At 69.8% G+C, this 20,513-nt stretch carries 14 protein-coding genes; 4 read left to right on the plus strand and 10 right to left on the minus strand.

What is annotated here, in order from left to right; genetic code table 11:
* Window positions 1-14 precede the first annotated feature (14 nt).
* Complete coding sequence (locus tag ASC66_RS10145) at window positions 15-1,196, minus strand: hypothetical protein (protein ID WP_055838716.1); 1,182 nt, start codon at window positions 1,194-1,196, stop codon at window positions 15-17.
* A 231-nt stretch (window positions 1,197-1,427) separates the two neighbouring features.
* Here ASC66_RS10145 and ASC66_RS10150 point away from each other — a divergent pair, with 231 nt between their 5' ends.
* Window positions 1,428-2,300 (plus strand): pentapeptide repeat-containing protein, encoded by an 873-nt coding sequence (locus ASC66_RS10150; protein ID WP_055838719.1) that lies wholly within the window; start codon window positions 1,428-1,430, stop codon window positions 2,298-2,300.
* Between the two features lie 9 nt (window positions 2,301-2,309).
* On the opposite strand, the gene ASC66_RS10155 is transcribed toward ASC66_RS10150, so the two are convergent.
* Window positions 2,310-3,653: an MFS transporter gene (locus ASC66_RS10155; RefSeq protein ID WP_055838722.1), complete on the minus strand. Its 1,344-nt coding sequence runs from the start codon at window positions 3,651-3,653 to the stop codon at window positions 2,310-2,312.
* A 163-nt stretch (window positions 3,654-3,816) separates the two neighbouring features.
* Between ASC66_RS10155 and arfB the strand changes: the two genes are divergently transcribed.
* Window positions 3,817-4,239, plus strand: coding sequence for an alternative ribosome rescue aminoacyl-tRNA hydrolase ArfB (arfB, locus tag ASC66_RS10160; RefSeq protein ID WP_055838725.1), 423 nt, complete (start codon window positions 3,817-3,819; stop codon window positions 4,237-4,239).
* On the opposite strand, the gene ASC66_RS10165 is transcribed toward arfB, so the two are convergent.
* The 7 genes from ASC66_RS10165 to ASC66_RS10195 all read right to left on the minus strand — a co-directional run bounded on the left by ASC66_RS10165 (window position 4,236) and on the right by ASC66_RS10195 (window position 14,416).
* Window positions 4,236-4,763 carry an O-acetyl-ADP-ribose deacetylase gene (locus tag ASC66_RS10165; protein WP_055838727.1) on the minus strand — a complete coding sequence of 176 codons (528 nt, stop codon included), beginning with the start codon at window positions 4,761-4,763 and terminating at the stop codon, window positions 4,236-4,238. The genes arfB and ASC66_RS10165 overlap by 4 nt on opposite strands.
* Complete coding sequence (locus ASC66_RS10170) at window positions 4,760-5,254, minus strand: P-loop nucleotide/nucleoside kinase family protein (RefSeq protein ID WP_200944802.1); 495 nt, start codon at window positions 5,252-5,254, stop codon at window positions 4,760-4,762. Before ASC66_RS10170 ends, ASC66_RS10165 begins: the two co-directional genes overlap by 4 nt.
* Window positions 5,255-5,264: 10 nt before the next feature.
* Window positions 5,265-6,230: an alpha/beta fold hydrolase gene (locus tag ASC66_RS10175; protein WP_055838731.1), complete on the minus strand. Its 966-nt coding sequence runs from the start codon at window positions 6,228-6,230 to the stop codon at window positions 5,265-5,267.
* Between the two features lie 144 nt (window positions 6,231-6,374).
* A complete protein-coding gene (locus tag ASC66_RS10180; RefSeq protein WP_235496852.1) occupies window positions 6,375-7,097 on the minus strand; it encodes a response regulator in 723 nt (240 codons plus the stop codon).
* Window positions 7,058-8,287 carry a sensor histidine kinase gene (locus ASC66_RS10185; protein WP_055838735.1) on the minus strand — a complete coding sequence of 410 codons (1,230 nt, stop codon included), beginning with the start codon at window positions 8,285-8,287 and terminating at the stop codon, window positions 7,058-7,060. The genes ASC66_RS10180 and ASC66_RS10185 overlap by 40 nt, the downstream gene beginning before the upstream one ends.
* On the minus strand, window positions 8,284-11,883 hold the full coding sequence (locus ASC66_RS10190; RefSeq protein ID WP_055838738.1) for an efflux RND transporter permease subunit: 3,600 nt from the start codon (window positions 11,881-11,883) through the stop codon (window positions 8,284-8,286). Before ASC66_RS10190 ends, ASC66_RS10185 begins: the two co-directional genes overlap by 4 nt.
* 127 nt (window positions 11,884-12,010) lie before the next feature.
* Window positions 12,011-14,416: an ATP-binding cassette domain-containing protein gene (locus tag ASC66_RS10195; protein ID WP_055838741.1), complete on the minus strand. Its 2,406-nt coding sequence runs from the start codon at window positions 14,414-14,416 to the stop codon at window positions 12,011-12,013.
* Between the two features lie 128 nt (window positions 14,417-14,544).
* Here ASC66_RS10195 and ASC66_RS10200 point away from each other — a divergent pair, with 128 nt between their 5' ends.
* Window positions 14,545-15,468 carry a pseudouridine synthase gene (locus tag ASC66_RS10200; protein WP_055840280.1) on the plus strand — a complete coding sequence of 308 codons (924 nt, stop codon included), beginning with the start codon at window positions 14,545-14,547 and terminating at the stop codon, window positions 15,466-15,468.
* Between the two features lie 201 nt (window positions 15,469-15,669).
* Entirely contained in the window at window positions 15,670-17,559 is a 1,890-nt protein-coding gene (locus ASC66_RS10205) for an FAD-binding monooxygenase (protein ID WP_055838743.1), read from the plus strand.
* Between the two features lie 59 nt (window positions 17,560-17,618).
* Here the strand turns inward: ASC66_RS10205 and ASC66_RS10210 are convergent, their stop codons facing one another.
* Window positions 17,619-20,480, minus strand: a complete 2,862-nt coding sequence (locus tag ASC66_RS10210) for an FAD-binding and (Fe-S)-binding domain-containing protein (RefSeq protein WP_055838746.1) — start codon at window positions 20,478-20,480, stop codon at window positions 17,619-17,621.
* Window positions 20,481-20,513: the final 33 nt, after the last annotated feature.

A 20,513-nucleotide genomic window follows, 5' to 3' on the forward strand; every position in this document is an offset into this window, starting at 1 on the left:
CGTCGGCGACCGGGTCAGCCGGCCTGGATCCGGAGCACCTCGGAGATGATGCCGGCGGCGAGTAGCACCGCCATCGGCAGGAACCAGATGAGGAAGCCGCGGAGCCTGCCGGGACGGAGCCGCCTTCCAGCTTTCGCGACGCCGCCGGGGCCTCGGCCGTGCGCCGAGGTGTTCCCGGCGGTGGTCCCGGCGGTGGCCGCCGGCCAGAGCGCGCTGAGCTGTGGCGGGGAGGCCGGTGTGCGCACCGGCTGATCGACGCGGTCATCACGCCAGCGTTCCCAGCGGTCCAGCTTCGCACCGAGAGCCGCCACGGCATCCAACACCCCGACCCAGTCCGTCGGATCGAGGGTGACGACCTCGGTGTTGTTGACGAGGAACAGCCAGTCGTCGATGATCTCAACGTCGAAACCGTGGACGTCGTCTATCAGGCGCGCCATCACGTCGGGAGTGAACAGGTAAAGCGCGTCCCGCTCGTAGCCCTCCGGGCAGTACAGCGAGAAGTGCTCGTCGAAGTCGCCCTCGAGTGGGAGACCCTGCGCGCTCGCCGGCACGGCAAGCCCGGTCAGCGCGCGCGGAGTGCCGGTGCGTGCGAGCACGACGATGTGCGGCAGAGGCGCCTCGAGCCGCACCGCGCAGTAGCCGCCGAACTGGGTGTCCTGGCTTCCCCATGGCCCGTATCGGAGCCGATAGTTCGCGAATTCGACCGCGCGCTCCGACGCGGGGCGGATGACGCTGCTGAGCGTGAGCTGCCCGCGATCGGCCCACGGCGCGACGTGGTCCCCGTCGACGGGCCCAGGCTCGTAGCTCATTCCGTTGTCGGCCGCGAAGTGCGCCAGCCGGTAGTGGCGCAGCGGGGTGCCGCGGCGAACCGTCACGCGGATGAACACCCAGAGGATCACGATCGCAGCGAAGAGCATCAGGCCACCGACGGCGCACATGCCGATCAGCTGGGCGACCATGTCGGGGGCGCCCTGCGTGATCTCCTGGACGATTCCGAATCCCATGGCGAACAGGCCGATGACCGTGACCACGACCACAAGGCCCCACGCGAAGCGCTGCGCGGGCTCGAGGCGGCTGCCGACTGCCGGGTGCTCAACGGAGAAGGCGCGGAAGAACGTCTTCACATCGCGCCGTCGCACTCGCGACGTCAGCGCATCGGTGTTCAGGCTCTGATCAAGCCCCATCGTCATCTGCATGCGCAGCCCCCTTCGCGGGGCACACGAAACTCGACCCCACTAGAGGGTAGGTGCTTCGGCGTGGGTTAGCCTGATGGCAGTGATTCTTCATACATCTCTGTGACCCAGAGCGCTTCTAGCGATTCCAGTTCGCTCCGCATCCGAGGAGCGGTGATTCAGTGCGCCCGCGCAGGGAACTCCACCGGGAGTTCCCCTCCACCGGCCCACCATCGGACTCACCACTGGAGACTCATGAACACCGCACCAAACCACTCAGGCGACCCGTCGTCGCCCGCGCAGGATCGCCGTTCGCTGCGCGCGGACTGCGGCAACTGCTTCGCCCTCTGCTGCACCGCCTTCGGATTCGCGCGCTCGGCAGACTTCGCCGTCGACAAGCCGGCGGCTACGCCCTGTCAGAACCTCGCCGCCGACTTCTCGTGCACCATCCACGACCGTCTCAGACCGCGCGGCTTCCGCGGCTGCACGGTGTTTGACTGCTTCGGAGCCGGCCAGCATGTCTCGCAGCAGCTCTTCGCGGGGCGCAGCTGGCGCGAGCACCCGGAGACGCGGGAGGAGATGTTCGCCGCCTTCGCCGTGTCACGGCAACTCCACGAGGCACTCTGGCACCTCACCGAGGCCGAGCGCCGCAGCCTCGACCCGGATCTCGTCGAGCAGGCCGGCCAGCTGCGGCTCGCCATCGGGCAGGCCGTCGATGGCGAGCTGTCGAGCCTGCTGGTGCTGGATGTCGCGGCACTCCACGCGCGTGTGCGGGAGGTGCTGATGGAGGTCAGCGCCGAGGTGCGCGCGTATCACTCGGCGTCCGGCGACGGCCGGTTGGAGTCATCGCTGCGCCCAGGGGCTCAGCTGATGGGCGTGAATCTGCGCGCGCGGCTGTTGTGCGGGGCCGAGCTCCGCGGCGCATACCTCATCGCCGCAGACCTGCGGGGGAGCGATCTCGCCGGGGCGGACCTGCTCGGAGCCGACCTTCGTGATGCGCGGCTCGACGGTGCCGACCTCTCGCGGGCGCTCTACCTCACGCAGCCGCAAGTCAACGCGGCCATCGGCGACAGGGAGACACTGCTGCCGCCCGACCTCGCGGTGCCGCCGCACTGGGAACCGCGCTGAGGGAGGGGCCTAGCCGGGCTCGGCGGCGGTGAGGGCGGACGCGAGTTGTGGGTGCGCCGGTGTCGTCGGGACGCCGGCCGTCGGAATGCCCGCGGTGGTGGCATCCGTCACACGGGACGTGATGAACCAGTTCGCCACGCCGGCGCCGAGCACGATGAGTGCGGCGCAGAGCGGTACGAACAGGGCCAGCTGGGCTCCCGCGTTCTCGGCGATGAGCCCGGCGGTCGCCGAGGAGATGGCCTGGCCGACGATGATCGCCGAGCCCGCCATCGTCATGGCCGTGGCCGAACGGCCGTGCGGGGTGCGTGCCGCGACGAGCGCGTAGGCCGTCACGAGGGTCGGCCCGACACCGATGCCGGCGACGGCGAGCGCGAGGAGCATGACGGGGATCGTCGTGGCGGACGCCGCGAGGGCGGCTCCGGCTGTCAGTGCGCCGGCGAAGACGAGCCACCGGGCGCGGAGCGAGAAGCGCGGCGAGAACGCCGCAACGCTGAGCGCGAGGATCGCGGAGCCGATGCCGAGCACACCGTAGAGCAGCCCGGCCTCCTCTGCGCGCGCCACCTCGCCCATGAACGCGGTGAGGGAGGTGAGCATCGAGCCGAAGAAGAGACCCATGCCGAGCACGCCGAGCAGCACGACGAGCATCCGCGGGCGCAGCAGTGCGCGCAGCGGCGCCGGCGCGGCCGTTTCGGTGGCGTGGTCGGGTGCGACGCGCGCGCTCCTGTGGAAGGCGAACGCGGTCACGAAGATCATGGTCAGCACGGCCGCGCCGACGATCGGTGCCGCCGGGTTCATGGTCGTCGCGAGCAGCCCGACGATCACGGGTCCGAAGACGAAGACCACCTCGTCGGCCGCCGATTCGTAGGCCATCGTGCCGTTGAGGGTCTTCGCCCGGATTCCGCGGGGCAGCCGGGACGAGATGATGCCGACCAGGCGGCTGCGGGAGAGCGGCGAGACCTGGGGTGCCGTGGCGCCGACGAGGAAGGCGACGCCCAGCAGGACGAGGTCGGAGACGGGCGCGAACGCGGCCCAGGCGAAGGCGAGGAGGGCCAGGCTGTTGCCGATGGCGGCGACGAGTACGACGCGGCGCTGGCCGAAACGGTCCACGGCGAGGCCGAGCAGCGGCCCGACGAGTGCCGTTCCGAGGCCGACCGCTGCGGAGGTGATGCCGCCGAGTGAGATCGATCCACGTGCCGCGACCACGAGTGTCAGCACGCCGACCACCATCATCGCGAACGGCAGCCGGGCGACGAATGCGATCGGGAAGTACGAGACGCCCGCGGCGTGGATCAGTCGGGTCGGCTCCGGTCGTGCCGGTGCGTCCGTTTCGAGTTGTGTGTTCTGTTCTGCCATGGTGGCTCTCCTCCCGGGCGGCCGAGCCGCGACGGTTCGTGCCGCCGTTTTCGCCGGAGAGCGAATGGTAGATACACCTCATTTCGTGCCGTTCCGTGAACGACACATCAGAGCATTTTACGCCATGGATGCTGACAGCGGCCTGTCGTGCGAGTCTTGAGGCATGGATCTGGAGGTGTCGCCCGCGCTCAGCATCCCGGCATCCGAGCTCGCCTGGCGTTTCTCGCGCTCCTCCGGGCCGGGCGGCCAGCACGTCAACACCTCCGACAGCCGCGTCGAACTCTCGTGGGATCTCGCGGGGTCGGCTGCGCTCTCCGAGCAGCAACGCGAGCGCCTGCTGGAACGCCTCGGACGGCGGCTGGTCGGCGGTGTGCTGACCGTCACCGCCTCCGAGCAGCGCTCTCAGCTGCGCAACCGCGAGATCGCCCGGCGCAAGCTCGCGCTGCTCATTGCGGACGCTCTGGCCCCGGATGCCGCCGCCCGGCGCGCCACCAAGCGCACCCGTGGCTCCGATCGCCGCCGCCTGGACGCGAAGCAGCAGCGTTCCGCGACCAAGCAGCAACGGCAGCGGCCCTCCGCGGACTAGGCGGTGGCCGGCCCCTGCCCGACCTGGCCCTCCAACCGCCGGCGCACCGCCTCATAGTTGTCACGGCCGAAGGCCACGATCCGCACCTCGGCGACCCGGGTGTCGGCCGCGGCGATCGTGTCGACGGCCGCCGCGATGGCGTCCTCGCGCGGCCAGCCGTAGACGCCGGCGCTGATGAGCGGGAACGCGACGCTTCTCGCGCCGAGCTCATCCGCGATCTGCAAGGAGCGGCGGTAGCAGCTCTGCAGCAGCGAGCGATCCCGCTGCCCGGCCGCGTAGTTCGGCCCGACCGTGTGGATCACCCAGCGCGCCGGAAGCTCGCCAGCCGTTGTCCAGCCGGCGTCCCCGGCGGCCAGGCCATCGGGGAAACGATCGATGCACTCCCGCAGGATCGACGGGCCGCCCGCGCGATGGATCGCCCCGTCAACCCCGCCCCCTCCGCGCATTGCGGTGTTCGCGGCATTGACGATCGCGTCGACCCGTTGCCCGGTGATGTCTCCGAGCACGGCGGTGATGGCGGTCACGAGCTCAGTCCGCTGCTCGCGCCTCCGCGGCCGTCGATGACGCGCAGGGGACCCTCCTGAGTGCTTGGCACCTCGAATCTGTCAAAGTATGTGGCGGCAAGCGCTTCGCTGAGTCGAACGTCGTTGGCGGCGCGACCTGTCCGCATGCGGACGCGGGCAAGCACGACTGCGCGCGGCGTGGCGAGATAGAACGTCTCCGGCTCGATCCCGAGCGGGCGGAGCAGCTCGCGATACTCGTCGCGCATCCGTCTCGACCAAAACGAGTAGTCGAGCACAACATCCGTTCCGGTCAGAACCAGGTCAAGCAGTCGTACTCGCAGCGCTTCCTCGATCTGTCGGCGGGTGTCATCGGCGAGGGGTTGTTCCCGGATGCCGCGTCGCCACGCCTCCTCGTCGAAGGACAGCCGCGTGATGCCGGTCGACTCGAGCTCACGCGCGATCGTCGACTTGCCCGATCCGGCGGGGCCGCACATGAAGATCACCCGAGTCATGGCGTTGATTCTAGAAGGAGTCGGGTGCGGGCGCCGCGACCGGGGGGAGCTCGGAGAGGAACCGCGCGGTGTCCACGGCGATCTCGCTCGAGCGCGTGTGGTGCAGGTAGTGGCCGGCGTCGAGGAAGACGACCTCGCCGTGCTCGACGCTGGCCGCCTGCTCCTCGTGCAGCTCGGCCCACGTGGCGATGTCCGGGCTGTCCGCCTGCGCGAAGAGCAGCACAGGGAGGTCGTGCGGGAACGTCGTATCGGCGGCCGCGGCGAAGTTCTCCGCGATGTGCTCCATCTCGCTCACGTAGCTGGCGGAGAGGGAGTTCTGGAAGGAGAGCATCGTCATTTGCTCCCGTGTGGTCTCCTCGAAGTCGAGGCCGGCATAGGGGTCGCCGATCGAGCTGAGCACGCGCATGAGGCCGAGCGCCTTCGCGGTCTGCATCGCGCCGACCGGCAGCTCCTCATCCATGCCCGGCTGACCGGGCACGCTGCTGTCGATGCCGACGAAGGCGGTGACCTCGTCGCGGTACCGCTCGGTGTAATCGAGGGCATAGATGCCGGCGATCGAATGCCCCATCAGCACGTAGCGGTCGATGTCGAGGGCCTGCAGCGCCTCGTGCACCTCGCTCACGATGTTCTCGGTGGTGCGTGGCGTGTCTGCGCCGTCGCTCAGGCCGTAGCCGAACGGTTCGACCGCGACGACGCGGTAGTTTGCGGCGAGCTCGGTGATCAGCGGCGTGAAGTCGAGGGCGGGTGCGGCTGTGCCGAAGCCGGGCAGGAGCACGATGGTCTCATCGCCGGACCCGCTGACCAGCACGTTCATCTCCTTGCCGTCGACCGGCACACGCTGGCCGTAGCTCTCGATGCGCTCGGCCTCCGCACTCGTGGCCGCGACGTTGACGACGGCCGTGGTGGCCAGGGCCAGCGCGAGCACCGCCACGATGACGCCGATCGTCTTGAGGGTGACTCTGAGGAACTTCTTCATGACTGTCCATTTCTTGGGTGGATGGTGGATGCCGGCGCGCCGTGTGGGCGCGCAGACGGAGCGAGTGGGCGTGGCGCCGACACGGGCGCCGAGGCAGCACGGAGCGACCGCCCCTGGCCCGGGGCGATGGGAATGGGGGAGCGGCTAGATCACACCGCTGCGGAACGCGAACACGACGGCCTGCACGCGGTCGCGCATGCCGAGCTTCTGCAGGATGCGGCCGACGTGGGTCTTGACCGTGGACTCCGAGAGCCAGAGCTGCTGGGCGATCTCCGCGTTGGAGAGACCGAGCACGAGCGCGTCGAACACCTGCCGCTCGCGGTCGGTGAGCGCCCGCAGTCGTTCGAGCGCCGACAGGCGCTCGGCTGCGCGCCGCGCCTCGGCCCCGGCGTCCGGCACCTGCTTGAGCTCGCCATAGCGCCGCAGCAGCTCCGACGTCACGCGGGGCGCGAGCACGGCGTCGCCCGCCGCGACCGCGCGCACGGCCGCGAGGATGTCGGCGCTCTCCGAGTCCTTGAGCAGGAAGCCGCTCGCGCCGGCCTCGAGGCCACCGAAGGCGTAGGCATCGATGTCGAAGGTCGTCAGGATGATCACCCGGCTGCTGCCGCTGTGCCCGGTGATCTCCCTGGTTGCCTCGAGGCCGTCCATACGCGGCATCTGCACATCCATCAGCACGATGTCGGGATTGAGTGCCGCGGCGAGCGCCACCGCCTCGATGCCATCGGCGGCCTCACCGACGACCTCGATGCCGTCGCTCGCGCCGAGCACCATCGAGAGCCCCGTGCGGATGAGGGCCTGGTCATCGGCGATCAACACCCGGATGCCCGTCATCGGCCAGCCCCCGGAAGAATCAATCGGACTGTCCATCGTCCTTCTCCGTCTGGGCCGGCCGCGAGCGATCCGCCATAGAGGGCGGCGCGCTCGTGCATCCCGACGAGGCCGCGGCCGACGTGGCCATCGGGCTGGATGGTCGGCGGCGCCCCGTCGTTCTGCACCGTCACGCCCACGTCGTCGTCCGTCTCGACGAGCACGCTCACGGTCGTCGGCGCCGATGCGTGGCGAAGCGCGTTGGTCAGCGCCTCCTGCACGACGCGGAACACCGCCACCTGCACGCCAGGCTGCGGCGGGGCGTCACCGCTCAGCTGCAGCTCCACGGGAAGGCCGATGCCCCGGTAGACCTCGATGAGGCGGGGGAGATCGTCGAAGCCGGTTCCGGCCTGTGGCGCGGCCGAGTTCGGTGTCGATTCCAGCACTCCGATGACGCGCCGCATCTCGGTGAGGGAGGAGCGGGCGACGCCGCCGAGCTGGCCGATCGCCTCCTTGGCGCGCTGCGGTTCCCGGTCGAAGACCGCGCTGGCGCCGTCGGCCAGGCGCACGATCACCGAGAGGGAGTGCGAGACGATGTCGTGCACATCACGGGCGATGCGAGATCGCTCGGCGAGCGCGGCGAGTTGAGCCTGCTGATCGCGCTCGCGTTCCAGGTGCCTGGCATGTTCGAGCAGTCCGGCGATGTAGCGTCTGCGATTGCCCGAGTTCTGCCCCCAGAGCAGCGCGACCAGCAGCACGAGCAGGCCGGTGACCGCGTACGCGATCACATCGCCGATGCGGGAGGTGCCGACGCCGGGCATGGAGAGCGGCGGGTCGACGAACAGGTACGTCACACTGACCAGCACGGTCACCGAGGCGGATGCCGCCGCCGCCAGCCACGCCCTCCGCACGGAGTCGTACACGGCGATCGCGAACACGCAGTAGGCGGCGGCGAGATTGAGCAGGTCGGGGCTGACCACGGCCAGCGGCAACGTGATCACGAAGGTGACCCAGAAGGCGAACAGTGGGCGGCGCCGGCGGAACAGCACGAGGCAGACCGCGACGAGGATCACGACGCTTCCGAACGCCACACCGGCGACCCAGCCGAAGGTGGGCGTTGACGCGGTGAGGAGCAGCGTCGGCGTCGTCATGAGCACCCAGCTGACGGCGACCAGGACATCGACGAGCCGCGGGTGGCGTTGCCCGTAACGAGCGGCCACCCCGAGACTGCGCGGCATGGTCGTGGTCACGGTGCCAGTCTCCCATGTGTCGTCTGCACCACATCATCGTCGAGCCCGTTCTCGTCCACTGCCGCGTCGAAGAGATCGGCGGCGCTCGCCGCGTCATCCGCGTCCGAGTCATCCGCGTCCGTGGGCTCGGCGCGTGCGCCCCGCTTCGCCGCGCGCCGCTCGATCCGGCGTTCGTGCAGCACGTACAGCGCGGGAACGAGCAGCAGCGTCAGCAGCGTCGACGACACGAGACCACCGATGACGACGATCGCCAGCGACTTCGAAATGAAGGCGCCACCGCCGGTCAGCCCGAACGCCATCGGCAACAGGGCGAAGATCGTCGCGCAGGCCGTCATGATGATCGGCCGCAGGCGCAGCCGCGCCCCGTGGGTCACCGCCTCATCGATGCCGGAGCCGTTGCGGCGGTACTCGTTGATGAGGTCGATCAGCACAATCGCATTCGTCACGACGATGCCGATCAGCATCAGCATGCCGATCATCGCCGGGATGCCGAGCGGGGTCCCGGTGATGAGCAGCGCGAGAATCGCACCGGTCGCCGCGAGGGGGATCGAGACGAGCAGCAGCAGCGGCTGCACCAGTGAGCGGAAGGTGCCGACGAGCACGATGTACACCAGCGCGATGGCGATCAGCATGGCCAATCCGAGCTGGGCGAAGGACTCCGTCTGCTCAGCGGCCGCTCCGCCCTGGTCCAGGCTCACGCCCTCCGGCAGATCGATCTCCGCGACCGCGGTGTCGACGGCGAACGCCGCGGCGCCCAGGTCCCCGCCCTTCGGCGTGGCGGCGATGGTGACGGCGCGCACGCCGTCGATGCGGGTGATCGTGGCGGGAGCATTCACGACGGCGATGGTCGCGACGTCCCCGACACTCACCGCGCTCGCCCTGACGTTCTCAATGTCGCGCTGAGCCTGCGCGAGCCGCTCGGACTCGGCCTGCTGCGTCGCCCCCTCGGCGATGGCGTCGCGGGCGGCGGCGATCTGCTCGTCCATGGCGGTCAGGCCGGCCTCGGCGCCGCTGACCGCCGCACCGAGCTCTGCCACCATTTTCTGGTGCTCGATCGCGCCGAGCACGCCGCCGGTCACGGGGCTCGGGTCCGCCGGGGGCGGGCTGGCGATCAGCGCGGCGAGCTGCTGTCGGAGTCCAGCCAGATCCCGGCCGGATTGTTCCCGCGCCTCCACGAGCTTGGAGACCTGGTTGTCGGCGGAACGGTTCGCCTCGGCCCTGGCGTCGTCGGCGAGTGCCTGCTGCTCGGCGGTCAGTGCGTCCACCGCGCTCTTCTGGGCGCGTTGCTGCTGCAGGGCGGTGACGGGCAGGGGGAGGGCGGCAATCGCCGCCGGATCGCTTGCCGTGGTCTGCGAGCGGAGCACGAGGTCGTGGCTCGCACCGTCGACGGTCACGGAACCCAGCCGCTCGCCCTCGACGGCCGCGGCGATCGCCGACCCGACCTCGACAACGCTGAAGCCTTGTGCGGCCGCAGCGGTCTGGTCGACAGACACGGAGAGCACCGGCTGCTCCGCGGCGAGATTGCTCGTCACCTCGGTGATCTCCGGCAACGCGTCGAGCTCGGCGGCGATCGCGTCGGTGGCGCTGGTGAGCGCGGCCTCGTCACTGCCCATCACGATCACATCGATCGTCGAGCTCGTGGTCTGGGTGGCCTGGGTGGAGACCGTGATGTCCTCGCTGCGGGGAAGATCAGCGACGGCGTCGCGGATGCCGGCCAGCGCTGCATCCGGATCGACGTCCGTCTTCAGCACGAGGTCGAGCCGCACCGGCACACCGTGGGCCCCGACCGTCGTCTGGTATGACTCGACGTCGTCGACGGCAGCGACCGCCTTCTCGAGCACGACGGCCGCGGCATCCGCGGACTCGAGGGTCGAGCTCATCGGCATGGTCTGCTGCAGTTGCACGGCCCTGGCATCGGCAAAACTCCCGAGCATGTCGGTCTTCAGGAATCCGGCCGCGAACAGCGTTCCGGCGAAGACCACGACGGCGACGAGCACCATCGTGACCGGGCGGCGGAGCGCCAGCCCCAGCGCGGGCAGGTACGAGCGCTGCATCGTCGTGAGGCGCTCGGCCTCCTCCGTCTGCGTGTCCGCTCCGGCTGCGCTGCCGTGGAGGGCGGATTTCGACGGCTTGCGCATGAACCAGTAGGCGAGCACGGGCACGATCGTCAGCGACACCACGAGGGAGGCGAGCAACGCGACGGAGACCGTGACGGCGAAGGGGCGGAACAGCTCGCCGGAGACGCCACCGACGAAGGCGACGGGCAGGAACACCGCGACGGTCGTGAGGGTGGATGCCGTCACGGCACCGGCCACCTGCGCAACCGATTCGCGCACGCCATCGACCGTGAGTCCGCCGGACCCGCGGCGCCTGGTGATGTTCTCGATCACCACGATCGAGTCGTCGACCACCCGGCCAACGGCGACGGTGAGGGCGGCCAGCGTGAAGATGTTGAGGGTGAAGCCGCCGAGGCGCAGTGCGATGACGGCGATGAGCAGCGACATCGGGATCGAGATCGCCGTGATCACCGTTGCCCGTGGCGAGAGCAGGAAGATCAGGATGACGAGCACGGCGAAGAGCAGGCCGAGGCCGCCCTCGACCGAGAGGTCGTGGATGGACTGCTCGACCATCGTCGACTGGTCGAAGATCGTGTGCATCGCCGCGCCAGCGCCGAGCTGGGCGAGCGTCGCCTCGACGGCGGCCGACACGGCGTGGGACACCTGCACCGCATTCGCATCGGGAACCTTCGTGATAGTCAGCCCGATCGACGGCCGACCGTCGGCGCGGGAGAGCGAGGTCTGGTCGACGGGGAGCAGCTCAACGGCCGCAACGGCGGAGAGCGGCACCGGCCCGGCGAGGGTGGGGATGGGGATCGCCGCGATGTCGTCGATGCCGGCGCTCTCCTGGCCGACCTCGATCGCCAGGGACTGCTCGCCGTCGACGCTGGTGCCTGCGGGCACGACGGTGCCCGCCGTGCGGAGCAGGGCGCCGACGGTGGCCTGATCGATGGAGTGCTCCGCCATGGCAGCGGGGTTGGCCGTCACCAGCACCCGCTGTTGGGTCTTCCCGGCAAGCTGCACATCGCGCACGCCGGGAACGTTGGTGATGGCGGGCAGGAGCACGGCGTCGACACGCTCGGCGAGGGCATCCGGGTCGGCATCACTCGTCAGGGCAAGGGCCAGGACGGGGATGTCGCTGGTGTTGCCCGCGAAGACGTTCGAGACGACGCCGTCCGGCGCCGCAGCCAGCGCGCTCGCCGTCGCCGCCTTGATGTCCGCGAGGATCTTGGCGCTGTCGGCGCCGAAGCCCCACATCACGCTGAGTTCGGCCGAGCCGCTTGAGGTGTTCGAGCGCACCTCGTCGACGCCCGGGATCGCCGACAGTGCATCGGAGAGTGGCACGACAACCTGGCGGTCAAGCGTCGCCGAGGACGCGCCGGGCTTGGCGAGCGCCACGACGGCGGCCGGTTGTTCGATCGCGGGCAGCAGCTCCTGTTTCATCGAGCCGGTGGCCCAGAGGCCGATCGCGACGATGAGCAGGCTGAGCAGCGCGACGATGGCGCGGTTGGCCAGGCTCAGGCGGGTGAGCAGCGACATGGCGGGGATTCCTTCGATCGGCAGTCTTCGAGCGTTTCCACGCTAGGAGAGTGCCCATCGGCCGCGCGTCCCCACGATGGCCCATATGCGCGGCGCGCATATGGGCCTCAGGTACTACACGGCCTCGTTAGCCGGCGCTGCCGACGTAGCCGGCGAGGTGCTGGCCGGTGAGGGTGGCCCGGCTCGCGACGAGCGCGGCCGGGGTGCCTTCGAAGACGATGCGCCCGCCATCGTGACCCGCGCCGGGGCCGAGATCGATGATCCAATCGGCGTGTGCCATCACGGCCTGGTGGTGCTCGACGACGATCACGGACTTGCCCGAATCGACCAGTCGGTCGAGCAGGCCGAGGAGGTGCTGCACGTCGGCGAGGTGTAGGCCCGTCGTCGGCTCGTCGAGCACGTAGATCTCGCCCTTCTCGGCCATGTGCGTGGCCAGCTTGAGGCGCTGGCGCTCCCCGCCGGAGAGCGTCGGCAGTGGCTGGCCGAGGCGCAGGTAACCGAGCCCGACGTCGACCAGGCGGTGCAGAATCGCGTGGGCGGCCGGCGTGCGGGCGTCGCCGACGCGGAAGAACTCCTCGGCCTCCGCCACCGACATCGACAGCACCTCGCTGATGTCGCGGCCGCCGAGGTGGTAGTTCAGCACGGATGCCTCGAAGCGCTTGCCCTCGCACACCTCGCAGGTCGTGGCGACACCGGCCATCATGCCGAGGTCGGTGTAGATCACGCCGGCACCGTTGCAGTTGGGGCAGGCTCCCTCGGAGTTGGCGCTGAACAGGGCGGGCTTGACGCCGTTGGCCTTGGCGAAGGCCTTGCGGATCGGCTCGAGCAGGCCGGTGTAGGTGGCCGGGTTGCTGCGGCGGGAGCCACGGATGGCGCTCTGGTCGATCGACACGACGCCGGCACCCGCGGGGATCGAGTCGTGGATCAGCGAGCTCTTGCCGGAGCCGGCGACGCCGGTGACGACGCAGAGCACGCCGAGCGGGACCTCGACATCCACATTCTTCAGGTTGTGCGAGGTCGCGCCCCGGATCTCGAGCGTGCCGTTCGGCGTGCGCACCTTCGGCTTGACGGACACGCGGTCGTCCAGGTGGCGGCCGGTGAGGGTGCCGCTTGCGCGGAGCGCCGCCACGGTGCCCTCGAAGCAGATCGTGCCTCCTGCGGTCCCCGCACCGGGGCCGATGTCGATCACGTGGTCGGCGATCGCGATCATCTCCGGCTTGTGCTCGACGACGAGCACGGTGTTGCCCTTGTCGCGGAGGCGCAGCAGCAGCTCGTTCATCCGCTGGATGTCGTGCGGGTGCAGCCCGATGGTGGGCTCGTCGAAGACATAGGTGACGTCGGTGAGGGCCGAACCGAGGTGGCGGATGAGCTTGGTGCGCTGCGCCTCACCGCCGGAGAGCGTGCCGGACGGGCGATCGAGCGAGAGGTAGCCGAGCCCGATCTCGACGAAGGAGTCCAGGGTGCGCCGCAGAGTGGAGAGCAGCGGGGCCATCGACGGCTCATCCAGGCCGTTCACCCACGCGGCCAGGTCGCTGATCTGCATCGCGCAGGCATCCGCGATGTTGACGCCATCGATGCGGGAGGAGCGGGCGGCCTCGCTGAGGCGGGTACCGCCACAGTCCGGGCACGCCGTGTAGGTGACCGCGCGGTCGACGAAGGCACGGATGTGCGGCTGCATCGCCTCGCGGTCCTTGGAGAGCATCGACTTCTGGATCTTGGAGACCAGGCCTTCGTAGCTCATGTTGATCGACTGGACCTTGACCTTGGTGGGCTCCTTGTACAGGAAGTCGTGGAGCTCGGTCTCGCTGTAGTCGCGGATGGGCTTGTTCGCGTCGAGGAAGCCGGACTCGGTGTAGATGCGCACCATCCAGCCGTCGGCCGTGTAGCCGGGGATCGTGATCGCACCCTCGGCGAGAGATTTGCCGTCGTCGAAGAGCTGGGCCAGGTCGATGTCGGTGACCATGCCCATGCCCTCGCAGCGCGGGCACATGCCGCCGGTGACCGAGAACTCGCGCCGCTCCTTCACCGTCTCCCCGGCCTTCTCCATGGTGATGGCGCCGGCGCCGCTGACCGAGGCGACGTTGAAAGAGAACGCCTGCGGGGAGCCGATGTACGGCTGGCCGAGCCGGCTGAACAGGATGCGCAGCATCGCGTTGGCGTCGGTGACCGTTCCGACCGTTGACCGTGGGTTGGCGCCCATCCGCTCCTGGTCGACCAGGATCGCCGTCGTCAGGCCTTCGAGCATGTCGACATCCGGCCGTGCCAGCGTCGGCATGAAGCCCTGCACGAAGGCGCTGTAGGTCTCGTTGATCATCCGCTGGGATTCCGCGGCGATCGTGCCGAAGACGAGCGAACTCTTGCCGGAGCCGGAGACGCCGGTGAAGACCGTGAGCCGGCGCTTCGGGATGACGACGCTGACGTCCTTGAGGTTGTTCACCCTGGCGCCGTGGACGCGGATCAGGTCGTGGCTGTCCGCGCTGTGCCTGCCCTCGTCCTGTGCCGAGCTCGCGTGCGTGTCCGTCGTCATGGTCATGAGATCTCCAACTGTCGTGCGGGGTGCCGCGCCGCTGCAGGCGTCGCTGGTCGCGGCCGGTTTCGAGCTTACTTCGGAGCACTCGGCGCCGTCACGGCATCCGCAGTTCTGGCGCGTACGATCAGGTGGTGCCCCCACGTTCCCCTCTGCCGCAACGAAACGGGCTGGATGCCGCCTGGCTGCGCACTCCGGACCGGAACCCGGCATGGCCGGAGCCGTGGCCGCACATGGGCGCATGGCTGCACGAGCGGCTGTCCGAGCACATCGACGTCCCCGACTTCCTGAACCAGGGGCGGATCGTCTACGAGTCGGGGGAGCCGGCCCGCTGGGGCGACGACTACCGCTCGCACACCTTCGTCTGGTTCCACCGCGACCTCTCGGAGGAGAAGGTCGTTCCCGGGCAGATCCACGTCGTGCACCGGGACGAACGGATCGTCGTGATCGACAAGCCGGCGTTCCTCTCGTCGATCCCGCGCGGCAAGCACGTGCAACAGAGCGTCGTCGTGCGGCTCCGCGCCGAATTGGGGCTGCCCGAGCTCTCTCCGCTGCACCGGCTGGACCGGGTGACCTCGGGCCTGCTGGTGCTGGCGACAGAGAAGCGCTGGCGCGCCGCCTACCAGACGATGTTCCAGCGCGGCGAGATCGACAAGGGCTACCGCGCGCTCGCGCCCGACCGGCCGGAACTCGCCGAGGCGGTGACCGTGCGCAATCACCTCGCAAAGGAACGCGGGAAATTGCAGGCCGAGGTCGTGCCGGGAGCCCCGGTCAATGCCGAGTCGAGGATCGAACGGGAAGCGGTGCTCGGTGACTCGGCCGTGTACCGACTGACGCCGAAGACCGGGCGCACACACCAGCTGCGGATGCACATGCTCGGCCTCGGGGCGCCGATCGACGGCGATCCGCTCTATCCGGTCGTTCGCGGGGTGGGCGTCGATGACTTCTCCACCCCGCTGCAATTGCTGGCCAGCGACGTGGTGTTCACCGACCCGATCGACGGCGGCGCACGGCGCTTCGCCAGCGTGCGCACCCTCCCGCTGTACTCCGAGGCCTGAGCCCCGCGGCGCCGCGCCGCGCGCCCTGTCGGCGCCGAGCGGGGGCGTGTGCACAGTCGCGCGCTCGAACACGGCGCAGAGACCCCCCGCTCGGCGCCCGCTTGTCGCACGGCGTGCGCCGACGTATGATTCATCGAGCGATAGTTGAATCGCCAGTTCTATAATCGAACACCAAGCACCGCACAGAGAAGTGAGGAAGCCGTGCAGTTCCACCACCACGGATACGTGTCAACCGACCCGCGCGTCGAGCCGGCCGCAGGGGTCGGCATCGAGCGACCGGATGAGCTGCCGGACTACGTCGACGTGCTCATCGTCGGGACCGGCCCCGCCGGCGTCGTCGCCGCCGCGCAGCTGGCGCAGTTCCCCGGCGTCACCACCCGCATCGTCGAGCGCCGCGGTGAACGCCTCGCGATCGGGCAGGCCGACGGCATCCAGGCCCGCAGCGTCGAGACGTTCCAGGCCTTCGGCTTCGCCGAGCGCATCATCGCCGAGGCCTACCGGATCACCGAGATGGCGTTCTGGAAGCCGGACCCCGAGACGCCGCGCAACATCGTGCGCGCGGCTCGCACCGTCGATGACCCGACCGGGATCAGCGAGTTCCCGCACCTGATCGTCAACCAGGCCAGGGTGCTCGACTACTTCGCCGAGTTCGCGGCCAATTCGCCCGCGCGCATTCGGCCGGATTACGGCTTCGAGTTCCGGGGGCTGGAGGTGACCGGCGAGGGCGAGTACCCGGTGACGGTGACCCTTGAGCACAGCGCGGGCGAGCGTGCAGGGCAGCAGAAGATCGTGCACGCCAAGTACGTGCTCGGCGCCGACGGCGCCCGCAGCGCGGTCCGCGAGGCGATCGGGGCGCAGCACATCGGCGGCCAGGCGTTCCACGCCTGGGGCGTCATGGACACGCTGGCCGTCACCGACTTCCCCGACATCCGCACCAAGTGCTCCATCCAGTCCGAGGCGGGCAACATCCTGCTGATTCCGCGCGAGGGCGGCTACCTGTTTCGCATGTACGTCGACCTCGGCGAGGTGCCGGCCGAGGATCACGGGGCGATCCGTGCGACCAGCCTCGAACAGATCATCGCGAAGGCGAACGAGATCCTGCACCCCTACGTGCTCGACGTGAAGAACGTGCCGTGGCACAGCGTCTACGAGGTGGGTCACCGCGTGACCGACCGCTTCGACGACGTGCCGGTCGAGGAGGTCGGCACGCGCACGCCCCGCGTGTTCATCGCCGGCGATGCCTGCCACACGCACAGTGCGAAGGCCGGCCAGGGTATGAACGTCTCGATGCAGGATGGCTGGAACATCGCCTGGAAGCTCGGCCACGTGCTCTCGGGGCGCAGCCCGGAGAGCCTGCTCGCCACCTACTCCGCCGAGCGCCACGTCGTGGCCAAGGACCTGATCGACTTCGACCGCCAGTGGTCGACGCTCATGGCCAAGAAGCCGGAGGAGTACGACAGCCCGTCGGAGCTCGAAGACTTCTACGTGCGCACCGCGGAATTCCCCGCCGGCTTCATGACGCAGTACGCCCCGTCGATGATCATTGCCGAGGACACCGAACAGGGCCTCGCGACCGGTTTCCCGATCGGCAAGCGCTTCAAGTCGGCGCCCGTGACCCGGGTCTCGGACACGAACCCCGTGCAGTTGGGGCATCACCACCGTGCAGACGGCCGTTGGCGCATCTACGCCTTCGCCGATGCCGCGCGAGCCGGCGAGAGCTCCCGGCTCGCCGACTGGGCGGAGTGGCTGCGGAGCGCGCCGGAATCACCGCTGCTGGTGCACACGCCGGAGGGCGGCGACATCGACAGCGTCTTCGACGTCAAGGTCGTCTATCAGCAGCCGCACACGGAGGTCGACCTCGGCGGCGTGTCACCGGTGTTCCTGCCACGAACCGGTCCGTTCGGGCTGATCGACTACGAGAAGGTGTACGCGACCGATCCGGAGCACGACATCTTCGAGCTGCGCGGCCTCGACCGAGGCGGTGTGGTCGTGGTCGTGCGCCCCGACCACTACGTGGCGGATGTGCTGCCGTTCGGCGCAACGGCGGAACTGGCCGCGTTCTTCCGGCAGAACCTGCTGCCGGCCACCTGACGCGCCGACCCGCTGCCCGGCCGATGAACAGGTCGGGCAGCGGCTCGCTCAACGCTCACTCAGCGCGTCGCGCGTTCCAGCAGCTCCAGGATGTGCACATAGGACTCGCCGGTGGCGCGCGTCATGCCGATCTCGCAGGTGCGGTTGCAGGAGGCGTGTGCGTCGAAATCGCCGCCGGCGATCTCGGCCGCCTCGGCGGCGGTGGCCGAGGCGGTGAGCTCCGGGTGCAGCATCCCGCGATCACCGGCGAAGGCGCAACAACCCCAGGCATCCGGCACGACCGCCTCGACGGCGACGGCTCCGGCGAGCTCCCGCAGGTGATCGTTGGAGCCGAGCCGGGTGCTTGAGCACGTCGGGTGCAGCGCCAACGAGGCGATCTGTTCCGTCACGTCGAGCCCCGGCAGCAGACGCTCGGCGGCGAAGTCGACGGCGTCGATGATGCTGAGTGACACCGGGTGACCGTCGAGCTCCGTCACGTTCTCCAGCGCGTGCACCAGACCCTCCGTGCACGAGGAGTTGTCGCAGACGATCGGCAGGACGCCGCCCCCGGATGCCGCGAGCAGCGCCCGCACGGTCTTCTCGATCGCCGTGCGGTAGCCGTCGGCGAGGCCCTTGGACTTCCACGGCGTGCCACAGCAGAGCGAGTCGATCCGCTCGGGGGTCACCAGCCGAACACCGGAACGCTCGCAGAGCAGGCGGAACGCCTCCGCGGCACCGATGCCGCCATCGGCCGGGCCGAACATCGATCCGACGCACGCGGAGAAGAACACGGCATCGCCGGTCTCGGGCGAGCTGTGGGCGCGCTTGGCCCCGCCGCGCGGCAGGTCCCCGCTCCACTGCGGCACGACGTCGCGGCCGAGCACCGCCCGCCCGGCGGCGCTGGCCATGGTTGCGACCGGCGGCGCGAGCTTCGCCGCGCTGAGTGCGACGGATGCGCCGCGGCTGACGCCGCCCCAGATGCTCGCAACCCCGGCCGCGATCGTGCGCGTCGGCGCGTTGGCGTCCTGTTCGCGCAGTCGGCGCACCAGGTCACCGGTGTTGATCAGCACCGGGCACGCGGTCTGGCACATGCCGTCGGCGGCGCAGGTCTGCACCGAGGAGTACTCCTCCGCGGCGGCGAGCGTGGCATCCAGGGCCGCGTCGCCGTCGGCGCGGGCCGCTGCCCGCGCCCGGCGCACGGCGATGCGCTGCCGGGGCGTGAGCGTCACGTCCTTGCTCGGGCAGACCGGCTCGCAGTAGCCACACTCGACGCAGCGGTCGACCTCCGGCTCCACCTCCGGCGTCAGCTTCAGGTGTTCGAGGTGGGAGGTGGGGGAGTCGGTCAGCAGCACGCCCGGGTTCAGCACGCCCAGCGGGTCGCACAGCCGCTTCACCTCGCGCATGACCGCGTAGAGCTCGCCGCCGAACTGGCGCTCGACGAACGGCGCCATGATCCGGCCGGTGCCGTGTTCGGCCTTCAGCGTGCCACCGGCGCCGAGCACGAGCTCGACGAGGTCCTCGGTGAAATCCGCCTGGCGCGCGATGGCGCCGTCCGCGGTGAAATCCTCGGTGAGCAGGAAGTGGATGTTGCCGTCCTTGGCGTGCCCGAAGATGACCGCATCGTCATAGCCGTGCCGCCGGAACAGCAGCTGAAGCGAAGCGCACGTGTCGGAGAGCCGCTCGACGGGAACGGCGATGTCCTCCAGCAGTGCGGTGGTGCCGGGCTTCCTGGCGCCGGCGATGGCCGCGTACAGGCCTTTGCGGAAGTGCCAGAGGCGAGCGCGTTCCTTCGCATCGCGGGTGATGGCAAGGGCGGGTGCTCCGGCATCGGCAATGGCCAGCCCGGCGCTCTCGATCTGTGCGGCGAGGTCGGCGTCATCCGCGCCGTGGTACTCCACCAGGAGCGCGGCGTGCTCGGCGATCACGACGTCATCGATGATGCCGGCCGCCGTCGGGTCGGCCTGGACGACGCGGAGCGAAGCCGCATCCATCAGCTCGAGCGTTGCCGCGCCGGTGGCGACCAGGACGGGCAGGATGCCGGTCGCCGCGTCGAGGCTGTCGAACACGAGCAGGGCGGTGCCGATCGCCGGCGCGATCGGCACAGTGTCGAAGACGGCCTCGGCGACGAAGCCCAGAGTGCCCTCGCTGCCGACGAGGAGGTGGGCGAGGATCTGTACCGGCTGGTGGAAGTCGAGGAAGGAGTTCAGGCCATAGCCCATCGTGTTCTTGCCACGGTACTGGCGCTCGATCTCGGCGACGAGGTCGGCACGGCCACGGATCTCGTCGCGCAGCCGCTTCAGTCCGGAGTGCAGGGCGGGCTCCGCGGCGGCGAGCCGTGCATCGGCGTACGGCAGCGCGGTGTCGACGACGGTGCCGCTCGGAAGCACGACGGTCAGCGCGGCGAGCGTGCGGTAGCTGTTGTGATGCGTGCCGCAGGCCATTCCGCTGGAGTTGTTGGCGATGACGCCGCCGATGGTGGCCGCGATCTCGCTGGCCGGGTCCGGGCCGAGCTTGCGGCCGTGCCGGATCAGGCGGGCGTTCACCTGGCGCACGGTCGCGCCGGGCTGCACGCGCACCCTGGCGCCGCCGTCCTCGACCGTGATGCGCCGGAACGCCGAGCGCGTGTCGAGCAGGATGCCGTCGCCGGAGGCCTGACCGGAGAGGCTGGTGCCGCCGGAACGCACCGTCACGTGCCGGCCCGTACTCGCCGCGTACCGGAGAACGGCGGCGACATCGTCCGCATTCTGCGGCGTGACCACCGCCTCTGGCGTGAGCAGAACGTGCGAGGCGTCGACGCCGGCCACGATTCGATCGAACTGGGCGACCGTCACGGTGCGGTCGCCCTCGCCGCGCTGGCCGCCGAGAGCGCTCCAGAGTCCGGTTGCGAGCGACTCGTCGCCGGGGGAGACTGCGGATCGGGCGGCGGTTGCTGATGGAGTCATGCGCGGGGGATTCCTGACGTGTGGTGGTGCCGC

Origin of the sequence: Leifsonia sp. Root4 (assembly GCF_001425085.1) — a bacterium.
Lineage (GTDB): Bacteria > Actinomycetota > Actinomycetes > Actinomycetales > Microbacteriaceae > Microterricola.

Coding starts and splice junctions, on each gene's coding strand:
- ASC66_RS10195 (WP_055838741.1), bottom strand. CDS start 14,416: ATGACCATGACGACGGACACGCACGCGAGCTCGGCACAGGACGAGGGC.
- ASC66_RS10155 (WP_055838722.1), bottom strand. CDS start 3,653: ATGGCAGAACAGAACACACAACTCGAAACGGACGCACCGGCACGACCG.
- ASC66_RS10145 (WP_055838716.1), bottom strand. CDS start 1,196: ATGCAGATGACGATGGGGCTTGATCAGAGCCTGAACACCGATGCGCTG.
- ASC66_RS10170 (WP_200944802.1), bottom strand. CDS start 5,254: ATGACTCGGGTGATCTTCATGTGCGGCCCCGCCGGATCGGGCAAGTCG.
- ASC66_RS10210 (WP_055838746.1), bottom strand. CDS start 20,480: ATGACTCCATCAGCAACCGCCGCCCGATCCGCAGTCTCCCCCGGCGAC.
- ASC66_RS10180 (WP_235496852.1), bottom strand. CDS start 7,097: ATGGACAGTCCGATTGATTCTTCCGGGGGCTGGCCGATGACGGGCATC.
- arfB (WP_055838725.1), top strand. CDS start 3,817: ATGGATCTGGAGGTGTCGCCCGCGCTCAGCATCCCGGCATCCGAGCTC.
- ASC66_RS10175 (WP_055838731.1), bottom strand. CDS start 6,230: ATGAAGAAGTTCCTCAGAGTCACCCTCAAGACGATCGGCGTCATCGTG.
- ASC66_RS10190 (WP_055838738.1), bottom strand. CDS start 11,883: ATGTCGCTGCTCACCCGCCTGAGCCTGGCCAACCGCGCCATCGTCGCG.
- ASC66_RS10150 (WP_055838719.1), top strand. CDS start 1,428: ATGAACACCGCACCAAACCACTCAGGCGACCCGTCGTCGCCCGCGCAG.